The organism is Methylobacterium sp. 391_Methyba4 (assembly GCF_029691625.1).
Classification (GTDB): domain Bacteria; phylum Pseudomonadota; class Alphaproteobacteria; order Rhizobiales; family Beijerinckiaceae; genus Methylobacterium; species Methylobacterium fujisawaense.
In genome coordinates this window covers 2,279,699-2,300,819 of record NZ_CP121475.1, presented here as the reverse complement: position 1 = coordinate 2,300,819, position 21,121 = coordinate 2,279,699, and the positions used below count along the sequence as shown (strand labels likewise).

16 protein-coding genes and 3 pseudogenes are annotated in these 21,121 nt (G+C 63.4%); 7 read left to right on the top strand and 12 right to left on the bottom strand.

All coding sequences use genetic code 11. The features are described from left to right. Positions 1-449: 449 nt before the first annotated feature. A complete protein-coding gene (locus tag P9K36_RS10690; protein ID WP_278307074.1) occupies positions 450-3,623 on the top strand; it encodes a hypothetical protein in 3,174 nt (1,057 codons plus the stop codon). Positions 3,624-3,714: 91 nt separating this feature from the next. On the opposite strand, the gene P9K36_RS10685 is transcribed toward P9K36_RS10690, so the two are convergent. From P9K36_RS10685 to P9K36_RS10665, 5 genes and pseudogenes are all read right to left on the bottom strand, one after another. Continuing rightward, positions 3,715-3,930: a hypothetical protein gene (locus P9K36_RS10685; RefSeq protein ID WP_278307073.1), complete on the bottom strand. Its 216-nt coding sequence runs from the start codon at positions 3,928-3,930 to the stop codon at positions 3,715-3,717. An 81-nt stretch (positions 3,931-4,011) separates the two neighbouring features. Beyond that, a complete protein-coding gene (locus tag P9K36_RS10680) occupies positions 4,012-5,049 on the bottom strand; it encodes a CorA family divalent cation transporter (RefSeq protein ID WP_278307072.1) in 1,038 nt (345 codons plus the stop codon). A 317-nt stretch (positions 5,050-5,366) separates the two neighbouring features. Further along, positions 5,367-5,525 (bottom strand): hypothetical protein, encoded by a 159-nt coding sequence (locus P9K36_RS10675; protein ID WP_278307071.1) that lies wholly within the window; start codon positions 5,523-5,525, stop codon positions 5,367-5,369. Between the two features lie 237 nt (positions 5,526-5,762). Continuing rightward, positions 5,763-6,236 (bottom strand): cytochrome P460 family protein, encoded by a 474-nt coding sequence (locus P9K36_RS10670; protein WP_278307070.1) that lies wholly within the window; start codon positions 6,234-6,236, stop codon positions 5,763-5,765. A 946-nt stretch (positions 6,237-7,182) separates the two neighbouring features. Continuing rightward, positions 7,183-7,380 (bottom strand): annotated as a pseudogene (locus P9K36_RS10665) (IS630 family transposase); the annotation flags it as partial. On the opposite strand from P9K36_RS10665, the pseudogene P9K36_RS10660 reads away from it, so the two are divergent. Both P9K36_RS10660 and P9K36_RS10655 read left to right on the top strand, forming a co-directional pair. Further along, positions 7,369-7,617, top strand: a pseudogene (locus P9K36_RS10660) (transposase); the annotation flags it as partial. The pseudogenes P9K36_RS10665 and P9K36_RS10660 sit on opposite strands and share 12 nt — an antisense overlap. 289 nt (positions 7,618-7,906) lie before the next feature. Further along, positions 7,907-8,968, top strand: coding sequence for a LysR family transcriptional regulator (locus P9K36_RS10655; RefSeq protein WP_278307069.1), 1,062 nt, complete (start codon positions 7,907-7,909; stop codon positions 8,966-8,968). On the opposite strand, the gene P9K36_RS10650 is transcribed toward P9K36_RS10655, so the two are convergent. Together P9K36_RS10650 and P9K36_RS10645 are read right to left on the bottom strand one after the other, a co-directional pair. Beyond that, positions 8,925-9,605, bottom strand: coding sequence for a peroxiredoxin-like family protein (locus P9K36_RS10650; RefSeq protein WP_278307068.1), 681 nt, complete (start codon positions 9,603-9,605; stop codon positions 8,925-8,927). The genes P9K36_RS10655 and P9K36_RS10650 overlap by 44 nt on opposite strands. Before the next feature lie 436 nt (positions 9,606-10,041). Continuing rightward, the gene (locus P9K36_RS10645) at positions 10,042-10,455 is read right to left on the bottom strand and encodes a hypothetical protein (protein ID WP_278307067.1); all 414 of its coding nucleotides are present in this window, start codon (positions 10,453-10,455) and stop codon (positions 10,042-10,044) included. 223 nt (positions 10,456-10,678) lie between these two features. Here P9K36_RS10645 and P9K36_RS10640 point away from each other — a divergent pair, with 223 nt between their 5' ends. The 3 genes from P9K36_RS10640 to P9K36_RS10630 all read left to right on the top strand — a co-directional run bounded on the left by P9K36_RS10640 (position 10,679) and on the right by P9K36_RS10630 (position 15,123). Continuing rightward, positions 10,679-10,801, top strand: a complete 123-nt coding sequence (locus tag P9K36_RS10640) for a hypothetical protein (RefSeq protein WP_278307066.1) — start codon at positions 10,679-10,681, stop codon at positions 10,799-10,801. A gap of 9 nt (positions 10,802-10,810) precedes the next feature. Next, positions 10,811-11,224, top strand: coding sequence for a hypothetical protein (locus tag P9K36_RS10635; protein ID WP_278307065.1), 414 nt, complete (start codon positions 10,811-10,813; stop codon positions 11,222-11,224). Between the two features lie 677 nt (positions 11,225-11,901). Then, a complete protein-coding gene (locus P9K36_RS10630) occupies positions 11,902-15,123 on the top strand; it encodes an ATP-binding protein (protein WP_278307064.1) in 3,222 nt (1,073 codons plus the stop codon). Between the two features lie 17 nt (positions 15,124-15,140). Here P9K36_RS10630 and P9K36_RS10625 read toward each other — a convergent pair whose 3' ends face one another. Continuing rightward, the gene (locus tag P9K36_RS10625) at positions 15,141-15,536 is read right to left on the bottom strand and encodes a response regulator (protein ID WP_278307063.1); all 396 of its coding nucleotides are present in this window, start codon (positions 15,534-15,536) and stop codon (positions 15,141-15,143) included. A 197-nt stretch (positions 15,537-15,733) separates the two neighbouring features. Between P9K36_RS10625 and P9K36_RS10620 the strand changes: the two genes are divergently transcribed. Next, a complete protein-coding gene (locus tag P9K36_RS10620) occupies positions 15,734-16,174 on the top strand; it encodes an HU family DNA-binding protein (protein ID WP_278307062.1) in 441 nt (146 codons plus the stop codon). A gap of 95 nt (positions 16,175-16,269) precedes the next feature. Here P9K36_RS10620 and P9K36_RS10615 read toward each other — a convergent pair whose 3' ends face one another. The 4 genes and pseudogenes from P9K36_RS10615 to msrB form a co-directional block, all read right to left on the bottom strand. Then, positions 16,270-17,595, bottom strand: coding sequence for a beta-propeller fold lactonase family protein (locus tag P9K36_RS10615; RefSeq protein ID WP_278307061.1), 1,326 nt, complete (start codon positions 17,593-17,595; stop codon positions 16,270-16,272). A gap of 112 nt (positions 17,596-17,707) precedes the next feature. Continuing rightward, positions 17,708-19,297 (bottom strand): hypothetical protein, encoded by a 1,590-nt coding sequence (locus P9K36_RS10610; RefSeq protein ID WP_278307060.1) that lies wholly within the window; start codon positions 19,295-19,297, stop codon positions 17,708-17,710. A 400-nt stretch (positions 19,298-19,697) separates the two neighbouring features. Beyond that, positions 19,698-19,919 (bottom strand): annotated as a pseudogene (locus P9K36_RS10605) (cytochrome c biogenesis protein DipZ); the annotation flags it as partial. Between the two features lie 15 nt (positions 19,920-19,934). After that, complete coding sequence (gene msrB, locus P9K36_RS10600) at positions 19,935-20,426, bottom strand: peptide-methionine (R)-S-oxide reductase MsrB (protein WP_278307280.1); 492 nt, start codon at positions 20,424-20,426, stop codon at positions 19,935-19,937. Between the last annotated feature and the right edge of the window lie 695 nt (positions 20,427-21,121).

Genomic DNA, 21,121 nt, shown 5'->3' with positions numbered 1-21,121 from the left:
CGCTGCCGGAAGGGCTCAAACCGCCGGCGGAAGATCAAGGTGTGCTGGGCGGGCCAACTGCGCTGGGTCTGCGGCACGAGCCTGCACCGCGATGCGAATGCCGCGCGGGTCATGCTCGCGCGTGGGCTCGCGGCGCATGCCGCGACAGGGGAGGCCGTGCCCCCGGGGGCGCCGATGTGGGCGGTTACGCCGTGTGTCGTCCCGGAACCTAACTCGCTGCCCACAGGTAGCGCTGGAGACGAGACATCGGATGGGGCAACCAACCCCAAATGACGAAGAACCGTTCTGTGCCCGACACCGGACGATACGTGACATACCGCTCCGCGCTCTCCGTCCAAGGTTGCGGCTGTGTTCAGAGATTGGATCCGATAGCGGCGGTATTGGGTTCGAAACGGGTCGTCGGAGACGTACCTTGCGACGAAGGACGTTGGCGGAAACTGGAGCTGGGCGTGCCGGAGAACTCGACCAAAAAGACCGACTACGATTGGAAGCGCTCCTGGATCGAGCCCAGCCTGTCGCAAGATTTCGGGACCAAGGGGTTCTTCTCTCGTTGGGTCGCGGACCTCTCACAGTCGGATCCCGAGCCTCGAACACTGTCCGACCTCAGAGATGTCGACGGCCTCATTCTCCGCGGGCCATCCGGTTCGGGCAAGACGACCGCGATGCGGAAGGAGATGGACGACCTCGCGACGAAGCATGGCACGGCGCACTGGATTCAGCTCGCGGATCATTCAAGCGTACCGACCGCAGAACTCGATGCGGCGACCACCCGCGACGGATCGGTAGTGTTCCTCGACGGTGCCGACGTGGCGGTGATCTCGCAGCCGGCGCTGTTCGATGAACTTGGACGCACGATCTCGCACCTTCGCGGCGACAGGCGCTTCTCGGTGCGGGTCACGGTGCGGTCCGGGGTCCGATGCGACGCTCTCGCACAATTCTTCCAGGACGCGTTCAACGATGTGCGAGAATTGGCTCTCGCCCCCCTCTCGGCAGCAGACGTCCGGGTCGCCGCCAGAGTGGAGCGGATTGATTCGGACGATTTCCTCTCCTACGTGGGAGCCATTCGCGCCAGCCCGCTGGCCACACAGCCGCCGACGCTCCGGATGCTGTTCGCACTTTGGCAGAGGAACGGCGACCAACCGCGAGGCGCCGCGTTACCGATCCGACGCGAGGTGCTGTATCGGGATGGCTGCCACGAACTCGTCCGCGAGACTGAGATCAACCGTCTGCGTCGCGGCGGTGGCGATCAGGCGCAATTCGTCGGACGTTTGAACGTCGAAGAGAGAATGGCAATCGCGGCACGGGTCGCCGCGCTCATGGTGTTCTGTGACCGGTCCGTGCTGGACCTCGCCGACGGAGCGAGTGGCGCGAGCGCAGGACACGTGGAGGCGTTCGCGCTTGGAGCCGAACGTACGTCTTCCGGGCCTTTGGCCGTCAGACGAGAGAGCATTCGCGAGGTGACACGAACCGGACTGTTCCGCTCGGATGGCGACGATCGATACACGTTCGCCCACCCGAGCTTCATGGACTTCTTGGCCGCTTCCTTCGTCGTTCGCCGCGGATTGAGCGACGCTCAGGTCTTGTCCTTGGTCCGAGCCTCAACCACGGGTCGAGACGTCAGAATTGCGGGCAACCGCATCGACGTCGCATCGTGGCTCGCAGCAATGAGTCCTCGGCTGTTCGACATTCTCGTCGCCACAGATCCCCAAGTGCTCCTGCGTTCCGGCATTCCGCCACGCTCGGCCGCAGAGCGCATGAAACTCGCGGAGGCGTTGCTACGCGCCAGCGGCGACGGATACCTCGACCTTGAGGAAATCGAGCAGAGCGGAGACTTGGTTCTCGTCTCGAATCCGTCCCTATCCGCCCGCGTCGGCGCGGTGATGAGGGACCGAGCCTGCCCTATGAAGCAGCGTCTGTTCGCCGCGATGCTGGCCGAACAGTGCGGCGGCATCACTGGCGTCGCCAGGGATTTTCTGAGCGTCGCGTCCGACGCCGACGAGCCGTTCGATCTACGATGGCGTGCGCTGAACGCACTCCGGTTCGCTCCGATCGAGGAACGACGCGACGCCATCGTCGAACTCGCACGGCACGGCACGAACGGAGACGACGGTCGTCGCCTCCAGGGTCTCGCGCTTCGCCTCGTCTATCCGCGTCTGGCCGGGGCGGGCGAGGTGATCCGCATGTTGACCCCTTTTCACGCGTCGGAATACGACAGCATCTACGAGAAATTCAACCTGATCCTCTTTCGCGAACTCCAAGCGGCTGAACTCCCGGACGCGCTCGCGGCGGTGGCCGAACTCGCGCGCCGACGTTACACGAAGAGGGATAATTTGAGAAATCTGGCCGGCGTCGCTTCGGTTGTGGGTAAGCGCGCCTTCGCGCATCTACACCACCCAGCGACGCGCGATGGCCTGGCCGAGATGATTCTCGCGATACCCGACGATCTGGCTTGGGCCGGTTGGACGGATACGCTCCACAACCGCGGAATGCCCGAGGAAGCCACCGACCTCCTGCGTCGCGATCTCATCGAAGCCGTGGCGCGCCTCGCCAGCGGTTCGGCGATCGCGAAAGTTCTCCTCGAATTTCCGCATCTGGTCAGGGACGAGGATCTTGAGTGGTTGGCGACGGCGGCCGCCGCTCTTCCGGAGGGTACGCCTCGAATCGTCGTCTGCACGCTCGCTGCGGAAGTCGCACGGACGTCCGGCGGTACGAGCGCGTTCTCCGTCCTGCGGAACGTCGGCCTCGATGCGGCCGCGGCGGATGGTATCGTTCTCACGGCGGTCGAGATGGCGCCGGATTTCAGCCGTTGGACCCCGCCGCGGCACGGCGTTGAAGAGCCGGACGAACCAGAGGCGGCCCCACCGGAAGAAGGTCAAGGTCTTGACGACGAGGATTCCCTACTCGACTCCATCGCGGACGTTCGTCTCCTGCACCTGCAACGCTCCGGCTCCGGCCGACCGCCGGCGCCGGTCATCGACCCCGGCTCCTTTCTCGCGCTGCTTGAGCAGGCGGAGCGCCGATTGGTGCGCGACGATCGGGAATTGTTGGTGGTCGTGCTCGAGTCTCTCGACCGCCTCCAACAGCGCCTCAAGGGCGCGACGCCGCTCGTGCGCGGTCTCTGGAACGAAGAGAAGGACGCGGCGCATCCTAAGGACGAGTCCGTCCTGTCGGACGTGGTCGCCGATCATCTCAGGATGGACCTCGGCTTTCGCGCCATCGTCGCCGACCGCGAAGTCGAGATCAGGCCTCGGATCGCGACCACGAAGGGGCAGCGAACCGACATTCGTGTTCAAGCCTTCAACGCGGATCGCTCGAGACTCGGGCGCAGTCGGGTGGCATCTCTGACGATTGAAATCAAAGGATGCTGGAACCCCGATCTACACACCTCCATGAAAGAACAGCTACGCGACCGGTACATGGCGACTACGGATGAGAACACCGGATTGTACTTAGTCGGGTGGTACGTCTGCCCCAGTTGGAGAGGCGCGGAAGTCGCGGGCCGTGTCGCGAGGAAATCCGGCGCCTTGCCGGCGGCGCGGAAAAAGTTGGCGCGGCAGGCGTCGACCTTGTCGACGAACGGCCAGATCGTCGACGTCTATCTGCTCGACGCGACGTTGGCCTGATCTACGCTTCGTCACGCACCGGTCGCCCGATGCAGATCACAGGCGCGTTCAAGTCCCGCCGCGCGACGTACAAGTTGTACCCCTCGCCCATTCAAGCGGCGGGGCTTGAGGCGGCGTTTCGACCCACGCTTGCATCGAGCGACGCCCGCTGACGGCGGCGCTGCGCAGCCTGCGCCTCGCGGGCGAAGCGCGACATCTCAACGGTCTCGCCCGCGCTCGTGGCGATGAGGCTGTTGAGCCCCAAGTCGATGCCGACCGTTCCCGTTCCGCATGTCTCCGCGAACGCCGCCTCGACGCTCAGAACCACAAACTACTTGCCCTGCTGGCGCGCGAGGATTGCGGTACCGAGCTTGGCGCTCGGCGGCAGGTCGCGATGCCATCCGCGTCCTCATTGCCGAGACGCGCGAATGCCGAGAATGCGAATGATCCAGTATGCGAACACGGCCGATCCGAGCGCTAGCAGCAGCACGACGAGCGAGCCGTTCTCGTTGTCGGCCAAAGGCAGCCCTTTGGTGTTGATCCCGAAGAAGCCGGTGATGAGCGTCGGAGGCAGGAACAGCGCCGTGAGCACCGACAGCGTGTAGAGTTGGCGGTTCGACTGCTCGGCCACGCGAGCCGAGAGCTCCTCCTGCAGGAGCCGACTCCGCTCGGCGTTCAGGGTCATGTCGCGGTCGAGAGCGTCGAGGCGCTGCGCGAGGCGTGCCGCCGCCGTGATGGCTTCGGGCGGCAGATCCTGGGCGCCCCCGTCGTCCTCCAGGCGGTGGAACACGGTCCGCAGACCGAGAAGCTGACGGTGGAGGCGCACCGCATCGCGCCGAACCGGGCCCAAGCGCTTGCAGTCGCCCCGGACAGGCTCGTCGAGGAGATGGTCCTCAATACCGTCGAGCTCGTCCGAAAGCCTCGCGCCCGACGTGGCGATGGCGACTATGACGTAGCCGATCAACGTCTCCAACAAGAGTACCGGAGAAGTGATGCGCGCGCCGTCCGCCGCAGCCATTCGCGTCGCTTCCGGACTCTCCACGGGTCGGTGTCCCCCGCTGACGAGGGCGCGCGGACCCAGCACGAAGTGCAAGCGGCCGCTGACGTCGTCGTGTCCGTCGCCATCCGCGAGGCAGCCGAGGTCTGCCACGACCCCGCCGACATGGCTGCCTTCGATCGTGACGCGTTGGTGGTTGTCGGGTCCGAAGGCCGAGGCGGCCAATCCTTGCGGACCGAGACGACCCTCCCTCATGGGCGCGTCGAGGTTCGCCGCACCCAGGTCGAAGTGCAACCAGAGGAACCCCTCTCCGAAGGCACCGAGGTCCGGGAAGTCGATGCCCGTGTCGACGATGTGCCCGCAGCCGCGCTCGTCGAATCGCATTGCCCAAAGCAGGGCGGCCGGCCGGTCCTGTCCGGGAGCGATCGGAGCCGACGACGTGGACGACATCGTTCGTGTTCGGACCGCTGACGGCATGAGTGTACCTCCTGAAAGGCGGGGGCGGCGGCGGCTCCATACGCCGCCTCGATCCGGCCGTGGATGACGAGGACAGGCAGGTTTCCTTCGGCGCCACAGGCGGCGAGGCCGGGGGCGCCGCTTCCGAGCGCGCCGGGCAGCCCCTCGTCGCGGCGACAAACTTCGTCCGCCCCGGGCGGCCTCTCGCGACCCGTCGCGGGGCCTCCCGGGTGGTCCCGCTCACCTTCGGATCGGGTGATACGGTCTTGCCCATCGTGGATCGTCGATCGCAGAATGTGTCGCAGGCCGACTTACGCCCGCCCGTCCGAGGTTGGGGTTTCGATCCGACCGAGGACGATGCGCAGTTTGTTCGCGAGGTCTTCGCGCTGATAGGGCTTGTCGAACGATGGCAGGTCCGCGGGGACGCCCCCGTCGTCGAGCGCGGTCCCCGTGTAGCCGGAGGTCAGCAACAGTCTCAGTCAGGGATGTAGACCGCGCGCTCACTGCCGAGGGTTCGCCTGCTCCGGCGTCGGGTCAAAATGGTACCGGTAGCTCGGTGCGAATATCATTGGTACAGCGAAGCAGTTCGTGATTTGTTCGATCACGTCGCTGGTGCGTTTGTATCCTCGCCCCGAAGGGCGAGGTTTTTCGCGCACGTGTGATTACGACCCACGAAATGTCTTGGTCTGTACGATGTGACGGGGCTGCTATCGTTTGAGCGGCGGATAGCCGTTCACATAGATCCAATCGGTCGCTTGCGCCGGGACATGGCAACCCTGGCATTCCGATTTGTAATCCACGGTGGTCGTCTTCGCGGGATTTCCCGCGTCGAACCACGCCCAGCCCCAGCCGTCACCCCAAAGTTTGTCGCCTGAATGCGTGTTGCGACCGTCGCGTACCATCAAAAACCACCCCTTCAGCTTCTCGGCATGGCTTACCGTCCCGGTCGTCATTGGCTCTGTCGCTGCTTCGTAAACTTCCTTGACGAGGATCGCACCGTCAGGAAAGTGTCCGTCATTGCGATACGCGGCCACGGCGCCAGGCGACGCGTAGACGGTATGGAGCTGTTCTGCTCCCTGATCCTTCTGAGCTGCGACAGACCACGATCCTAAATATTGATATTTCGTCTGGTAATCGGCCGGAATGTGACTGAGTGGGTTACCGTCGGGCGCCTTGTTCACGCTCGCATCTTCCGCGCGCGTCGAAGCAATCCATCCTCCCAGGCCCGACGCAACTACAACCGAGATGGCGAGAAGTCCCAAGGTTCGCATAGTTCTTTCCCGAATACCTAAACGACCGAATCACGATCGAACGAAGATTTAGAACGCAAAGCGACACAGGTCCCGAGCTTACCTCAAGTCCGGCCCGCTATCTCACCCGGCGCGCTGGAACGCGGACCTGAGACCTTCGGTCATGGCGATATTAGAAGAGCGCAGATGCACCCGATGATCGGTCGCCGAGATGTCGGAGCTCCTGATTCCGTGTCAGATCCATGCTCTTCGGTCTACCGAAGCGAACTTCAAAGATAAGACATCCCGACATTCGAGAGAGGGAGAGCAGGATGAATCGTGGGTAAGGGCGTTTCTACCGGCTTGTACAATCGAAGGACCCAAAGATCTGGCGTTGCGTTTTACTCGCGAAGCGACACCCGCATGCGGATCTTAGTCGAATCGATACGGGCCACCGCAGCGATTTCTTTCGAGGTCACAGGCTCATCGACGTGACATACGCCTGTCGGCACTCAAACCACCACCGGCAAATTTGAACGTCGGCTTCTAAAGCCGGCGGGGTAAGAGGCGATTTATCGCCCCGGTGAGCGCGCAGTCCAATGCGTTCGATCTATCGACACCATTCTTCGTAGTTATAGTTTGCGCGCATGTGGCATGGCCCGAAAATTTCGGCTTCGTGATCGTGACGACGCCGAGCTTTTCGCGATACGTGTAGTTAAAACACCGCATCGCGAGCTGCAGGAGCGGCGCGAGAGTTGTTTCTGGGCGCCTCCGGGGCGAAGCTCGAACCTGTAAGACTGAACGCAGAGTACGCGGCCAAGCTAGCGCCCGGTCCCATAACGGTAGCGCGGCCCGGCGGGATTTGATTCACGGTTTCCGGAGCGGTGTGTGATCTGATTGGATCGTATGCGTCGTAGCCCGCGGCGTCGAGACAGCGGCGGCATTTGGCTGATGCGAAGCGTCTAAAGGCTCGTTGGATGGTCTCCCAGAGGGAGCTGTTCGTGCGAGCGGTCTTGGCACGAAGAATGGCCTTGAACTTGGCGAAGGCGAGTTCGATCGGGTTGAAGTCGGGGGAATAAGCCGGCAGGGCTACGACAGCGATGCCATCCGCCGGCAGATTGAGGCGATGGGGGCTGCGTCCAACATTCCTCCGAAGGTCAATCGCCGCTGGAAGCCGTGCTTTTCGCCCGTGCTATATCGTGGCCGGAACGCCATCAAGCGCATGTTCGAGCAGCTTGAGGGCTTCCGCCGGTTCGCCACCCGCTACGACCGGCTCGCCCGCAACTACCCTGCTGCAGTCTGCCTCCCGGCTACCGTCGGCCACGGGCCATGAGACCGGACGGTAGAACAGGCCGGGAACGCGTACGAGGCCCTATTCGGCTGCGGTGAAGAGGTCAAGCCGGGTCATCGACCCCGAATGCGGAAGAACCGTTGCATGCCGCGTGGGGAACACGGCTCCTTCGTCTGCCGCGACAGGGCCGTCGGATTGGACGCGATCCCGTACACCGGATGCGAGAATTGTCCGAAGCCGCGGTAGACAGGAGCCGGCCGTTCGAACTCGGACTTTTTGGTCCAAAAATTGGACTTTCGGAACTTGACCCTCAACCTTCCGCAGACGATCGATGGGCATCGCACAGTACAGCGGAGGGTGGCGGGAGGGCACCGAGTTGGAACTCCATCAGGTCCGCTACTTCCTCGCATTGGCGCAGTCGCTGAACTTCACGCGCGCGGCGGAGCAGTGCAGCGTCACGCAACCTGCTTTGACGAAGGCGATCCAGAAGCTCGAACAGGAACTCGGTGGCGAGTTGCTCTACCGGGAGCGACAGCTGACCCAGCTGACCGACCTGGGTAAGCTGCTGCTGCCGATGTTCGAGACGACGCTCTCGGCGGCCGAGTCCATTCGGCTGCAGGCCGACGACTTCCGCCACAAGACGGTGGCCCCGCTGAAGATCGGGCTCGCGCCCTGCATTTCGGCGTCGCTGGTGGCGACGCCGCTCCTGCAGATCGCCGAGACCATGCCCGGCCTGCAAGTCGAGTTAGAGGAGGCTCCCCCCAAGCAGCTGATCGAGATGCTGCTAGAGGGGCACGTTAACGCCGCGATCTGCGCCGACGACGTCGAAAGCCTGCCGGATCGGATTGATTTCTGGCGCCTGTTCGAGGAGCGTTTCACGGTCCTCGTCGCGCAGCAGGGGCCTCTTTCCGGCGACGGCCCGATCCCGGGCGAGGCGTTAACCGAGGCCGTCTGGCTGGAGCAGATCGGCTGCGATACGGCGCGGCGGTTCTGGGCAGAGCGACTGGCCAGCCCCGATCGGCTCCGGGTCGGCCATCGCAGCCGGCATCTCGATCACCTGCAGCAGCTGGTCAAGGCCGGTCTCGGCGTGATGCTGGCGCCCGAGCACATGCCGTACATCTCGGACCTGACGCGGCGCGTGATTGGGGGGGACGAGTTTCGCAGGGAGATCCGCCTGCTGGTGATGTCGGGCCGCAGATACTTGCCTGCCCTCGGTGCGTTCGTCCGACTCGCGCGCACGAGAGACTGGCGCGCCGATTTCGATCCCACGGTCCCCGACGAACGGGCTGCAACTTCGAGTCCCGATCAGCCCAAGCGTCAAATGGCCACCACCTCGAATAACTTCAGCCCTAAACCGAACGTTTTGGAAACTGGTCCAGATGCGATAAAATGAGTTCGATATCTGCTCGGATCGTATAATCCTCATTGATATATGCGGCCGTGATGACCCCGGACGGATCAATGACGTATGTAGCTGGGACAGGCAGCATCCAAGCCTGTGTGCCGTGACGCCTCGGGAGGTCGATTCCGCGTTCGATCAGCCGGATTTGCGTCGACTGTGGTACGTAGTACAGAACTCCGAAACTCAACGATAATCCATAGTCCAAATCGCATAGAAGCGTCAAACTAAGCCTTTCTTGCTTCAGAAGCTGCCGTGCATATTTGGCGACCTCGGGAGAGACCGCCGCCATACTGGCCGCCCGCGCAACGAAATCTGGGAGGGCGTGATCCAATGCGCCAAGTTCCGATACGCAGAACTCACACCAAGACCCCCGATAGAAGCTCAAGACAAGCGGGCCGCGCCTCAGAAGTTCTTGCGCCGAGACGAATTGCCCGTACGCGTCTGGTAAAATAAAATTCGGAGCGCGGTCTCCGACTTTCAGCGCGTTGTCGATGATTTCGGCCTTCTTCGTCCACTGTAAAGACTCTTCATACAACTCGAGTTGTCGCCGTCCAAATGATCCGAGCTGGCCGGAGCGAATTTCGCGGAGTGATTTCCTTTGCATTGGCGTCTTGACCTGCGATTCCATGGCCAATCCTTCGTTAACACTCTTTATTTCGCTTGGCGAAGATCACCCTCTATCGTAATTGGTTACTAATTAAGGAATTTTGATTACCTGACCCAACTAACGTCAAGGCGATGAAGCGGGATGACCTATCTGAACAGTATTCGTGCGAAACGGTTGGTCCATTGGGCGCGTTCTTGAATCAGCTTTTCGGATTGCTGATGGGCCTTGCGGAGGAATGTCGCGACAGTATGAATTCATTTGCTACTTGTAGGAACGAGACAAAAATGGTCCCGTCTCCAGCCGTTGAGAAATGACTTATGGGAATGATTTGATCGCAACGCCCGCGGCGATACAGTCAAGCTTCGGAGTGAGTGCCGCGACAGCACGATTTCTTCCGTGAGCCGACGACTCGTGGGGCCGAGATCGGCAAGCTCGCTTCTCTGCATCATGCGCTTCCTCATTCCGCGCATGTCCCGCCGTTGGAACGGGGCCATCGTTGCGTCCAATCCCTCGTCGGTCCACCGTCGGCGGCACCGCGTCCAGCTCCAGCCGGTCGGCTCGCGGTATCGCGCATTGTGTGGCACTCGCTCAGCTCCTCGCCGATGCTCTCGCGAGGGCCGATGACCGTCGCTTTCATGCGCACGCCCGCGGCGAGCTGCTTCATTACGACGAAGACGGCCTGATCGCCCCCGGCCCATATCGGGCCGCCCTGAACGATCTCGATCTGCTGGCGCTCGGCGGACGAGGCGAGGCGGGTGCGGTAGGTTCGGCCGGGCCAACGGTCGAAGAACCTCCGATTGCCCTCAACGGCGCGATTGGCTTCGTCGCCGAGCCGCTTCATCTGGCGCCGCTGTCGGCGCGACAGGCTCATGGTGCTCGTCGGCAGCCTCCATCGGTCGGCCGCAGAGCCTCCACGGCCTGGCTCACGGTGAGGAGCGCGGCGCTGGCACATCGTAGGGCATAGGCCAGCCCGCGTCGGTCGCCGATCATGGCGAAGGCAGCGGCTGTCTCGCTGTAGATGCGGGCGATCTCGGCGGCCTCGGCGGCGGCTTCGAACGCGAGGGTAGGGGGCCGCGCCGTCTCCGGCGCGTGTGGTGTTGAGAGGCGCCGTCACTCGTGCGGCTGTCTGGGCCACCGTCCTGACCACCAACGAAGGCCGGGCCGCGCTCGTTCAGTACGCGGCGTTCCAGGCGGAACTCACCTTCGGCACCGACTGACGAGCCAAGGTGCGGTATGAGTTCTGCGGCGACTTCCTTTTGATGCTCCTCGCCGCCCTCGGCAGTGAAGCCGACAAACCCGAAGCCGAGGACGGGCAGCCCAAAGGCCACCCCGCACTTTCCGTAGCCGTGCGCCCCTGCCCGATCCCGTCGGGCCTTTCCTTTCCCACCCTGAGACCTGACATCATGGGTGACGTGCTCACATTCACCCCGCGTCCGAAACGAACTGCACCGGAAGCCCTGCCAGCGCTGGCCGGGGCCGATCTACGTGCCAGCCTGGAGGAGGCGGCACAGACCGCCTTCGACGCGGCGGACCACATCATCGCCGTGCTCGACCGCATGGACGACGACGCGGACCTCAAGGACAGTGCGGACGCCGAGCCTTCGCTGGCGGCCTTCAGGCCCCCGAAGGATCACAGGTGATCTACATGCGCGGGAACGACCAGGACCGCGAGGCTGAGATGCCGGAGGTGGCGGCCGATGCGAACATGATCCAAGTTCCGTCGATGCGCTGGGGCGACGGGGCAACATCATCGCTGCCGCCGGCGCCGCACCCCTCGACCTCGCAGAGGTCTCTCGATGCCTCTGGCGCATTTCGAACAGGACGGAACGCCCGGCTATCTTATGTTCCATTTCGTACGAGCAGGCCGGAGCTGACGACGGTACAAACCTTTAACATCCCCGCCCTCCCAAACCGTTGGGTGCGAACCGTGAGCGGGCGTGGACAGCCGACCAACCGACCCCTCAAGGCAGGCCGACACAGTCACCGTAAACTTAAGCTCGCAGAGTGGATACAGTCTTGGGTGTGCCAACCCAGATCTCAGCATCTACGCCCGCCCTTCAGTGGGGGGACGAACGTCTGGGCGGGCGTGGCGGTCGAGAGGAGACCCGACGCGGAGCAAACGCAAGAAGCGTGCGGCTACGCCCGCCAGACGACTGATCGGGCCTCGCCAAGCGGGCGCAGAAGTGGGAAGAGCGCCGACCCGAGCGGGCTGTCACAGGGCCAGCCAGCGGCAATTTCAAGTATGTAAAAGACCGGTCTCGAAAGCGGAGCATCCACGCCCGCTCACCAGAGAATTGAGGGGGTCACCAGATTGCGGGTGTGGAGGTCGACCGAAGTCGACCAGCCCGCAATTTTTTATTCAATCAAAGCGTTCGATCACGTTCCCGTGTTGCGCGCGAAGGCCAGTCAAGCGGCCGAGCCATGCGGTGACGGTCTGTTGCCGGACGATTTACCGAACGTCATCAAAAAGCGGTCTTGGATGGCGCAAGCGAAATCGTGTTCCTGTGATGACGGCGAGTCGGCTAAACCCATGAGAGCGCTCGCGATTGGCTACCTAAGCCGACGGCTCGTCCTTCTCGGGACGATCATCTGCTCGATGCTCGTCGGTCTTGAGGCATGGCACGAATGGGACCAGCGCGCGGTCGACATCCAGCAGACCGAGACGGCCGCTCTCAACGTCGCTCGCGCCGTGGCCCGAGAGGCCGACGCCACCTTCAGGCTCGCTGAGACAGTTCTGTTCGGCATCGCGGAGCGCTTGCAGGGCGGAAGATGGTCGCCACAAACTCTCGCCCAACTCAGCCGGAGCATGGCCACGGCCACACGCGCGCTAGACAGCGTCGGCGGGTTGTTCGTCTACGATGCCGAAGGCCACTGGATCGCGAGTTCGCTGGACCAGATCCCGTTGGGCGTGAACAACGCTGATCGAGCCTACTTCCAGTACCACAAGGCCAACCCGTCCCTCGCGCCTCACCTGAGTGAGCCGATCCGCAGCCGGTCCTCAGGAGCTTGGATCATCCTCGTCTCGCGACGGCTGCAGAACCCGGACGGAAGCTTTGCCGGGGTGGTCGCCGCGACCGTGGATGTCGAGCACTTCGTCGAACGCTTGTCAGGCTTCGATATCGGCTCGGATGGGGCAATCGCCCTGCTGACCCGAGAAGGCAGGATCCTGGCACGCCAGCCCTTTCTCGGCGATCAAATCGGGCGTGATGTATCGGCTTCTCCCCTCTTCACGAAGGATCTACCCAACCGCTCCTCCGGGGTCGGGCGGTATGTCTCACCGATCGACGGCAGCGCGCGCTTTGCCGGGTTCGCCACGGCGAGCGTGTTCCCTGTGGTGGCCTACGCCGCCATCTCCGAGCAGGAAGCTCTCGCCTCTTGGCGTGCTAGCGCCCTCGGACGCGCCGCCATCCTCGTCGTGCTACTCACAGCTCTTGCCGCGCTTGGTCTGAGACTGGTCCGAGATGTTCGGCAGCGCGAACGAGCCGAGGCTGAGCTAGCGCAGAGTGAGGAGCGCTATCGCGCCGTCACTGAAGCGCAGCTGAGAGAGGCGCGGGCTTATGCGGACTCGACCACGGCTACCAGTGTGGCCATCCTGGCGCAGCTTGCCGAGGGTGTCATCGTCACCGACGCTGTGGGTCGGATCACGCTGGTCAACAAGGCGGCCGCCGAAATCCATGGCGTAGCTCGGCTCGACGTGGAGCCGGACGCTTATAGTGACAGCTACCATCTCTACACCGAAGACGGTCGGCCGCATCCACCCCTCGATCTGCCGCTCGCTCGCGCTGTCAAAGGACAGAAAGTGCGCAGTGCACGCTGGCGAGTGCGACGGCCAGACGGCACTGAGGTGCTCGTGATCGGCAGTGCGCAACCTCTCCTCGACCAAGCGGGCGCACAGATCGGTGCCGTGCTCACGGTGCGCGACGATACCGCGCGTGACGCTGCCGAGAAGTCTCTACGTGATCTGAATGCCAGCCTCGCACAGCGTGTGGCCGAACGGACACGCGAGGCCGAGACGGCGAGAGAACTGGCTGAGGCCGCGAGCCAAGCGAAGTCGGAGTTTCTGGCTTCGATGAGCCACGAGATCCGCACGCCGCTGAACGGCGTCATCGGCTACGCCGACCTGCTGCTTGATGAGGAGGATCTCGGCTCGACGGCGCGCCAGCATGCCGACCGCATCCGTTCGGCTGGCGCTGCGCTCCTCACCGTCGTTAACGACATCCTCGACTTCTCGAAGATCGAGGCTGGTCAAGTCGAACTCTACGCTCAGCCCTTTCGCCTCGACAGCCTGATCGACAACACTCTATCGATCGTGCGCGGCCTTGCTACTTCCAAGCGCCTGATCATAGAGGCCGATATCGGTGAAGAAGTGCCGAATGGGCTGATCGGAGACCAGGATCGGCTTCGTCAGATCCTGCTCAACCTCCTCAACAACGCCGTGAAGTTCACGCACGCCGGAACCGTGAGGCTCGCCATCACGTGCCTCGCGGACGCAGCGGACGCAGCGGACGCAACGATCTTACGCCTTGCGGTGACCGATACGGGCATCGGTATCCCGGAGGAGAAACGGGCGCGCCTGTTCCAGCGGTTCTCTCAGGTGGACGGATCCATCCAGCGGACCTTCGGCGGCACCGGACTAGGACTCGCGATTTGCAAGAGCCTCGTGGAGCTGATGGACGGCGAGATCGGTGTCGAAAGCGCTCTCCCGCACGGCTCGACCTTCTGGTTCACGGCTCGGTTTGGCTGCGGCGACAGCTTGATCGTGCCTCAGACTTTGGAAGCTCCCAGAGTTCCGGCGGCACGTCCCGCCCACATCCTCCTGGTCGAAGATCTGGAGATCAACCAGGAGCTGGCCCGCTCGGTGCTGGAGGCCGTTGGGCATCGTATCGACGTCGTCGAAAACGGCGCCGATGCGATCCAGGCGGTTCAGGCCACGCGCTACGATCTCGTGCTGATGGACATTCAGATGCCTGGCATGGACGGCATCACGGCGACGCGACACATCCGTGAGCTCGATCATCCTGCCAACCGCATTCCGATCATCGCCATGACGGCCAACGTTCTGCCGCAGCAGGTATCGCAGTTTCGAGCGGCCGGTATGAACGACCACATCGGCAAGCCGTTCAAGCGCGACGAAGTCTTCGCGACCGTCGAGCGCTGGATGGGTGAGCCCACCATGAGCATGGCTGCCGCGCCTTCCGTCACGCCCAGGTTGGTTCTGGATCGCGAGATCTACGAAGAGATGCTCGACCTCGTCGGTGCGGAGAAGATGCTCCGGCTCATCGGCGATCTTGCGGTGCAGCTTGCCGAACGCTTTGGTCACGCGTGCTTGAGAAGTCAGGACCCGCATCGCCTTGCGAGCGAGGCTCACAAAGTCATCTCGGCGGCGGGCTTTCTGGGCTTTTCAGAGCTGTCGGGCTTGTGTGCGGAACTCGAAGACGCCTGCAAGGCAGGACGCGATCTCGATGCGCTTCTGGAGCAAGTTCAGACGGCGCGCCAACATGTGCTTGAGGAGATCGAGCAGCTTAGACAAGCTGCATAATTTTTCAATCCGCCTGCTCAGTCGAGGACGGCAAGGATTTTTTCCTGCAAGATTTTTGGAGTGAACGGCTTGATCAAGTAATTATCGACGCCAAATCGCTTCGCAGCCAGGACTGCGTCAGCGTCGGCTCTTGCCGTCATGATCAAAAATTTGGTCCGAGCGAGTTGTGGGTCGGCGCGCACAGCACGCAGGAGCTCGAAACCCGTCATCGGCTCCATGTTCCAGTCCGAGAGAACGATACCATAGACGCGCTTGCGCATCATGGAGAGCGCCGCGGCACCATTATCGGCGACGTCGATGCTGGTGAAGCCGAGTTTGGTGCAAAGAGCCGTCACGATCTCGCGCGTCGTGGCTTGATCGTCGACGATGAGGATACGCGGTCCCGCTGCATTCTCGACCTCATCTGCGCTCATTGATGAGCTCCTCCGGCAGCTTCAGTGGGTTCTGACCACCGTCTCGGGACGGTGGCAGCCGCAACGATGACGGCATCGCCTATAGCGCTCAAATCGATCCAGGGGGAGCACACGGTGTCCTGCCGCGCTTCAAGCGTCATTCTCGACCTTATGGTCCGAGGTTGCCGAGCGGCACGGTCTTGGCTTTTGATCCGCCTATGATCCGATCCGAACTCATCGCCCGCCTCGCGCAGCAGAACCCGCACCTTTTCGCCAAAGAGGCTGAAATAGTGGTGGACGCTCTCATCGACCGCATCACCGCGGCATTGGCAGCCGGCGACCGCGTGGATCTGCGCGACTTCGGCACGTTCTCAGTCCGAGACCATGACGGCTCGACCCAGGCGGTGGCCGAGCGCACGAAGCTACCCCAGTGCCCCACCGGCATCCATGCCGTCGCCGACCACATGGTCGCGCTGATCGACAGCTATGCCGGCTACGCCAACGCGGTGCGCGAGAAGATTGACGAGACCAATCAGGCGGGCGACCCCGACTCGGCCGACCTGTTCACCGAAATCTCCCGGGCGGTCGACAAGCACCTCTGGTTCCTCAAGGCCGACGTGCAGGAGCCGACCGGCACCCTGCGCGACGGAAATAAGTGAGCAAATCATCTATAGCTCGGCGCTGCAGAGACGTCTCCGATCCGGGCGGATCCTGTCGAACCGCCCAGTCGCGCAATAGCCAATCAAGGCATTCGTCAATTCAGATCGTACTGTGCGATTCCCCCCAGATCGTAGACTCCGGGCCGACCGACGGCCGACTTGGTCGCCCGTAAGGTGTACTGTCCTTTGTAAGTTGCCGAACCATCGGCCCCGACATCGTACAAATTGATCGAATATGACCCAAACGCTCCAAGCCAATACATGTGCTTGCCGTCGGACGATATCGTCACGTCCTTGGAGTCGCCCTCCGGCGCATATCCGGTGCCGCGCGTGATCAGAGGCATCCGCTCCAACACCTTACCGCTCGACGGGTCGAGTTTGAACGGCGTGATCACGTTGGTCACGTAGCTGACGACGTACAGCATGTCTCTCTTGGGACTTAGGGCGCTCCAGCAGGCTTCGTCGATGTCTTTTGGATCGGTCTGTCCGGTGGGGTAGTTGGCGATCTTTGTGACTTGTCCTGGCTCATCCTTGAGCACCGTCAATCCGTTGTCGCCTTTGGCGTTCGTGATCGAGAAGTTCGTGACATACAGCGTCTCGGCGCGTGGGCCCCATTCGAAGCCCACGGATCCGGCGATACCCTTTTCTTCGAAATAACGGCGCCGGCCGATCACTCCTTCGGCGAAATCGTAGACGTAGATCCTGCTCGGATGAATTTCCTCAAGCTTTGGATCATCGGTCAAGAAATGTGGAATGCCCCAAGTGCTGACAGCGAGTTTCTTGCCATCGGGACTGAAAGATATCTGCGCGGGTCCTCCATTCTCTCGAGGGTAGTGATCGAGAGTGCGAACATGGGTCAGCGTGCCGGCGAGATTGTCGAGCCGATAGAGTTCGATTGTGCGATCCAGATCGGATGGATGCGGCTTGGTGAGATCCTCATGAAGAAATTGGTCACTGGGTAGCCGTCGAAGCTTCTCGCCGGCGTAAATGACAGTCGGCTGCCCCCACTGATTGCCGACGGCAACCCAAAACTGATCCGGCTGTCCCACGATAGGTGTCGCGCTGATCGAAACCGGATTCTGGCCATAGGAATTGACGCTGCCAACCAGCGTCAGATCCCCGTTTGAACGGTCGATCTTGAATACGGAAATAGAGTGAGCGCCAACATTGGCGGTCAGCAGGAAATTTCCAACGATCTGGGTCTGTCCCTGTGCATCATAATCGCCTTGCGCGGGCGCGGTAGGGTTGGCGCCTCCCCGGACGTAGGTGGGATAGGTCTTCTCGTCGCCGACCGTGCCGTCCTCGTAGCGGGCCAAACGAACAACTTCGTTCACTTCCTCGCCATTGGTAGTCGTGTAGAGGTATCCGACTACTCGCTTTGTCGCGGCGACCTCGGCATGGACCGGCAACGGAACGGCCATCGATAGGGCCGAACTTATCGACAATGCCGTAAGGACTGTTCGGCTTATTTCGCGAGCATTCATTTCAGTTCTCCCAAAATCTTGAAAACTGCGACATCGCATTGTCCGGCCGTCAGAAGGGGTAGTAGCGCAGCGAGGTCAGGCCGGTGACGAGGTGGTTGGAGGCGGCGATTCCGTAGGCCCCCCGGAAGGCGTCGCGCTCGGTGTAGGAGACCTGCGCCCCCGCCACGAGGCGCCCGAAATTGCCCTTGTACAGGTCATGCCAGAAGCCGCCGGTGATCTGGCGGATGTCGCGGGTCTCCGCCTGGCAGGTGCCGCTCGTCGCGCCCTCGACGTCGCAGCCTGTCACCACCAGGGTCGGCGAGCCGTAGCCCGTGGCGTTGAGAGCGCCGGCCCGGGAGGCATGCTCCCAGCCGGCATAGACGAACACGTCGGTGCCGGGCTGGACGTGGGCGACCGCTCCGGCGAGCAGCTGGAAGGCCGGGATCGGCGCGATCGAACCGTCGGCCTTCAGGGCGAAGTCCGGCAGCTGCGCCGAGCCGTAGCGGCCGATGCCCTGGCCGACGAGGCCGCTGACCTGGAGGTCGAGGCGCTTGTCGATCACCGGCAGGGTCGCGGCACCGCCGATCCCGTAGCCCAGCGCGGTGTCGGTGCGGCCGGGGAGGCGGGTCACGGCGTTGAGATTCGTGGCGCTCAGCCGGTCGTCGAAGAAGCGCACGAGGCCCTTCAGCTCGAAATGTCCGAAGCCCGGCTCGAGGGCGACCTTGCCGATGATGTCGGGGACGCTGTTGTTCGAGTAGGTGGTCGTGGTGTTGAGCTGGCCGACCGGGTCGCCGGCATTGCTGAGGTTGACGTTGCTCGGGGCCGCGAACGGACTCGGCGGCAGCACGCTCTGGGGCGATTCCGCCGAGAGGCCGACCCACAGGCCCGGCGCAACGTCCTTGACCACGCGCAGCTGCGGGTTCCGGGTCCAGTTGAAGCCCGGGACGTACTGCACGTCGATGGTGAGCGGGATCTGCTCCTTGAGCGGCGTGATGCCGGACAGGTCGGTGGTGATCAGGCTCCAGGCCTGGCCGGCGAGCACGTGCCAGCCGGTATCGAGGGAATCGACCGTGGCGAAGATCTGCCGGATGCGCGGGTTGTAGCTGTTGCTCTCGCGCGAGTTGGCGTTGGTGGCCGCCCCGAGGAAGTCGATCTCGTAATAGCCCGAGATCTGGAGCGTCGGCTCGACCTTCGCGGTGAACAGCCCGCTCAAGCGGCTCTGCCGGGCGGAGAAGCGGAACTCGTTCTCGCGCGAGCGGGGGTCGTTGCGGAACGGGATGCCGTTGAAATCCGTGCCGACGTCCGAGACGACGTTGGGATTGCGGGCGATGCCCGCCAGCTCGACGAAGCCGCCGGGCGTGAAGCAGACCGCCGGCCCGAGCGCGTAGCTGCCGGCGTTGCAGGCGAGGTCGTTGGCGAGGATCACCGGCGTGCGCGCGCTCGGCCCCGGCCGCGCCCCGCCGGGGCCGCCGACCTGCGCCACGCGCTGCTGGTGCTCGGTCCGGGCGGCGAGGCGCGCCTGCTCGCGCGACAGCACCCGGCGCTCCCTTGCCTCCCCGGCGAGGGCCGCCCGCTGCGTGCCGGCCTGCCGACGCAGGGCGGCCAGTTCCTGCTGCAGGGCCTGCATCTGGCGCTGCATCGCGTCCAACCGGGCCGCCATCTCGGCGACATTCTGGGCTCGGGCCGGAAGGGCACCGAAGCCTGCCGCTGCGACGGCAGAGATAATGGTGGCCGAGAGACACTTGCGCTGCATCGGCGTTCACCGTCGGTAACTTCAGTCCTGAGTGCGGGCCCTTCTGATGCCTCGAACCCGCACGTGTGGTCACGCGCCCGAACGGAATGCATTCGATAACTTGCGCGGCAACCGCCAGAGCAACCGTCGGAACTCCTCGGAACGACGATCAAGCATCCAGAACCGAGGGGGCCGGTCGGCAAGATGGCGCGGCCGCTCCTCGCCAGCGCTTGGCGAGTGTAGGATGAGGTTGTGCCGGCCCTGGACCAAGGATGTTGCTGACCGGTGAGGTCCAATCGGGCCATTGAGGCCGACCGACGAACGCAGCAAGCGCGGCGACGCGACCATAGTCGTTCGCCGCCAACGCCCAGCCGCCCGCAACCGAGGCCAAACTCGCCACGACCGCGAAGGTGAGCGTCATCCCGATGAGTAGCGGCAGGCCGCTCCGAACGAACGGACGGTCCGCCCGCGCGAACACGAACGGGAGAACCGGGAGGATGCAGGGGCTGACGATCGTGACGACGCCGCCGATATCGACCAGGAGGAACAGGAGCTTGGCGCGACCTCAAGCTGCCGTGGGCGTGAAGCCCAGCGCCACGCCGTTCATGCAGTAGCGCAGCCCTGTCGGTTTCGGGCCGTCGGCGAAGACGTGGCCAAGATGGCCGCCGCAGCGGCGGCACGCGACGGCGGTACGCAGCAGGCCGAAGGAACGGTCGCTATCCTCGACCACCGCTCCGTCCAAGGCTGCCCAGAAGCTCGGCCATCCGGTACCGCTGTCGAACTTGGTGTCCGAGGAGAACGCGGCCAGATCGCAGCCCGCGCACGTGAACACGCCCCGCCGATGCTCGTCGAGCAGCGAGCTGGTGTAGGGCCGCTCCGTGCCGCTGCGACGCAAGACGCGGTATTGGTCTTTGCTCAAACGCTGGCGCCACTCTGCGTCGTCGTGGGCCACCTCGAAGCTCCCGGCCGAACCAGACTCGCTGGATCCGAGGGCAGCCGCCAGCGCCGCAGCCCCGCCGCAGAGGCCACCCGCGACCACCAAGCGTCGTGTCACCATCGTCATTCCCCTTGGCTTCGTCGGACGTCGTCCCGGTCGTTCGATATATACGGTCGAATATGACGCGGGATGCGGTTCGGATCGCGCGAAAGGCTCGCCGGTCCGCATCGCCGGTCGCTTCGCCCTCGTCGCGGGAGACTTCGCGGGACAGGGCTGTGAGTTACATGCCGCTCGTGACGCGAGTATCGGACACACGATCGCGGAAGACTTCCGTGCCCGGTTGCGAGATCTTGGCGCGGCCGGTACGTCTGTATGTTCGCTCCACAGATGCGCAGAAGAATGCGCCGCCATACCCTTGATCAGAGTGAGGATGCTTCCGTGCTCCGAGCGGACGTGAAACGCGACCCGCGCGCACGTCGGCGAGTTCTTCAGGACGTCGCTTATGTCCGACCGCAACGAGCCACCCGCCAATCAGTCGCGTCCTCGCATCAGATCAGCAAGGACATTTCTGGCCACGGCGGCGGCAAGCACGCTCCGAGCGAGCGCCGAAGCGAGCGCGAACGTCACTGTCGCCAAGCTATTGTCCGGCCGGGACTGCATCAATTGACAGAGCCTCCTCGCCCTAGAAGGATGAGGATTCCTGCGGCTCACGCCGCAAGTTCCTGTTTCACCGGGGCAGCGCGCTGGGCAAAGCCTGACGCGTCTGACAACCCCTCTGCAGGCGATCGCCGGGGATCGGCTCCGGCCCTGACCGC

What these genes read in the sequence shown, in the direction of transcription:
- P9K36_RS10680 (WP_278307072.1), bottom strand. Translation starts at nt 5,049, where the DNA reads ATGTCGTCCACGTCGTCGGCTCCGATCGCTCCCGGACAGGACCGGCCG.
- P9K36_RS10655 (WP_278307069.1), top strand. Translation starts at nt 7,907, where the DNA reads ATGGGCATCGCACAGTACAGCGGAGGGTGGCGGGAGGGCACCGAGTTG.
- P9K36_RS10650 (WP_278307068.1), bottom strand. Translation starts at nt 9,605, where the DNA reads ATGGAATCGCAGGTCAAGACGCCAATGCAAAGGAAATCACTCCGCGAA.
- P9K36_RS10645 (WP_278307067.1), bottom strand. Translation starts at nt 10,455, where the DNA reads ATGAGCCTGTCGCGCCGACAGCGGCGCCAGATGAAGCGGCTCGGCGAC.
- P9K36_RS10625 (WP_278307063.1), bottom strand. Translation starts at nt 15,536, where the DNA reads ATGAGCGCAGATGAGGTCGAGAATGCAGCGGGACCGCGTATCCTCATC.
- P9K36_RS10620 (WP_278307062.1), top strand. Translation starts at nt 15,734, where the DNA reads ATGATCCGATCCGAACTCATCGCCCGCCTCGCGCAGCAGAACCCGCAC.
- P9K36_RS10615 (WP_278307061.1), bottom strand. Translation starts at nt 17,595, where the DNA reads ATGGCCGTTCCGTTGCCGGTCCATGCCGAGGTCGCCGCGACAAAGCGA.
- P9K36_RS10610 (WP_278307060.1), bottom strand. Translation starts at nt 19,297, where the DNA reads ATGGCGGCCCGGTTGGACGCGATGCAGCGCCAGATGCAGGCCCTGCAG.
- msrB (WP_278307280.1), bottom strand. Translation starts at nt 20,426, where the DNA reads ATGGTGACACGACGCTTGGTGGTCGCGGGTGGCCTCTGCGGCGGGGCT.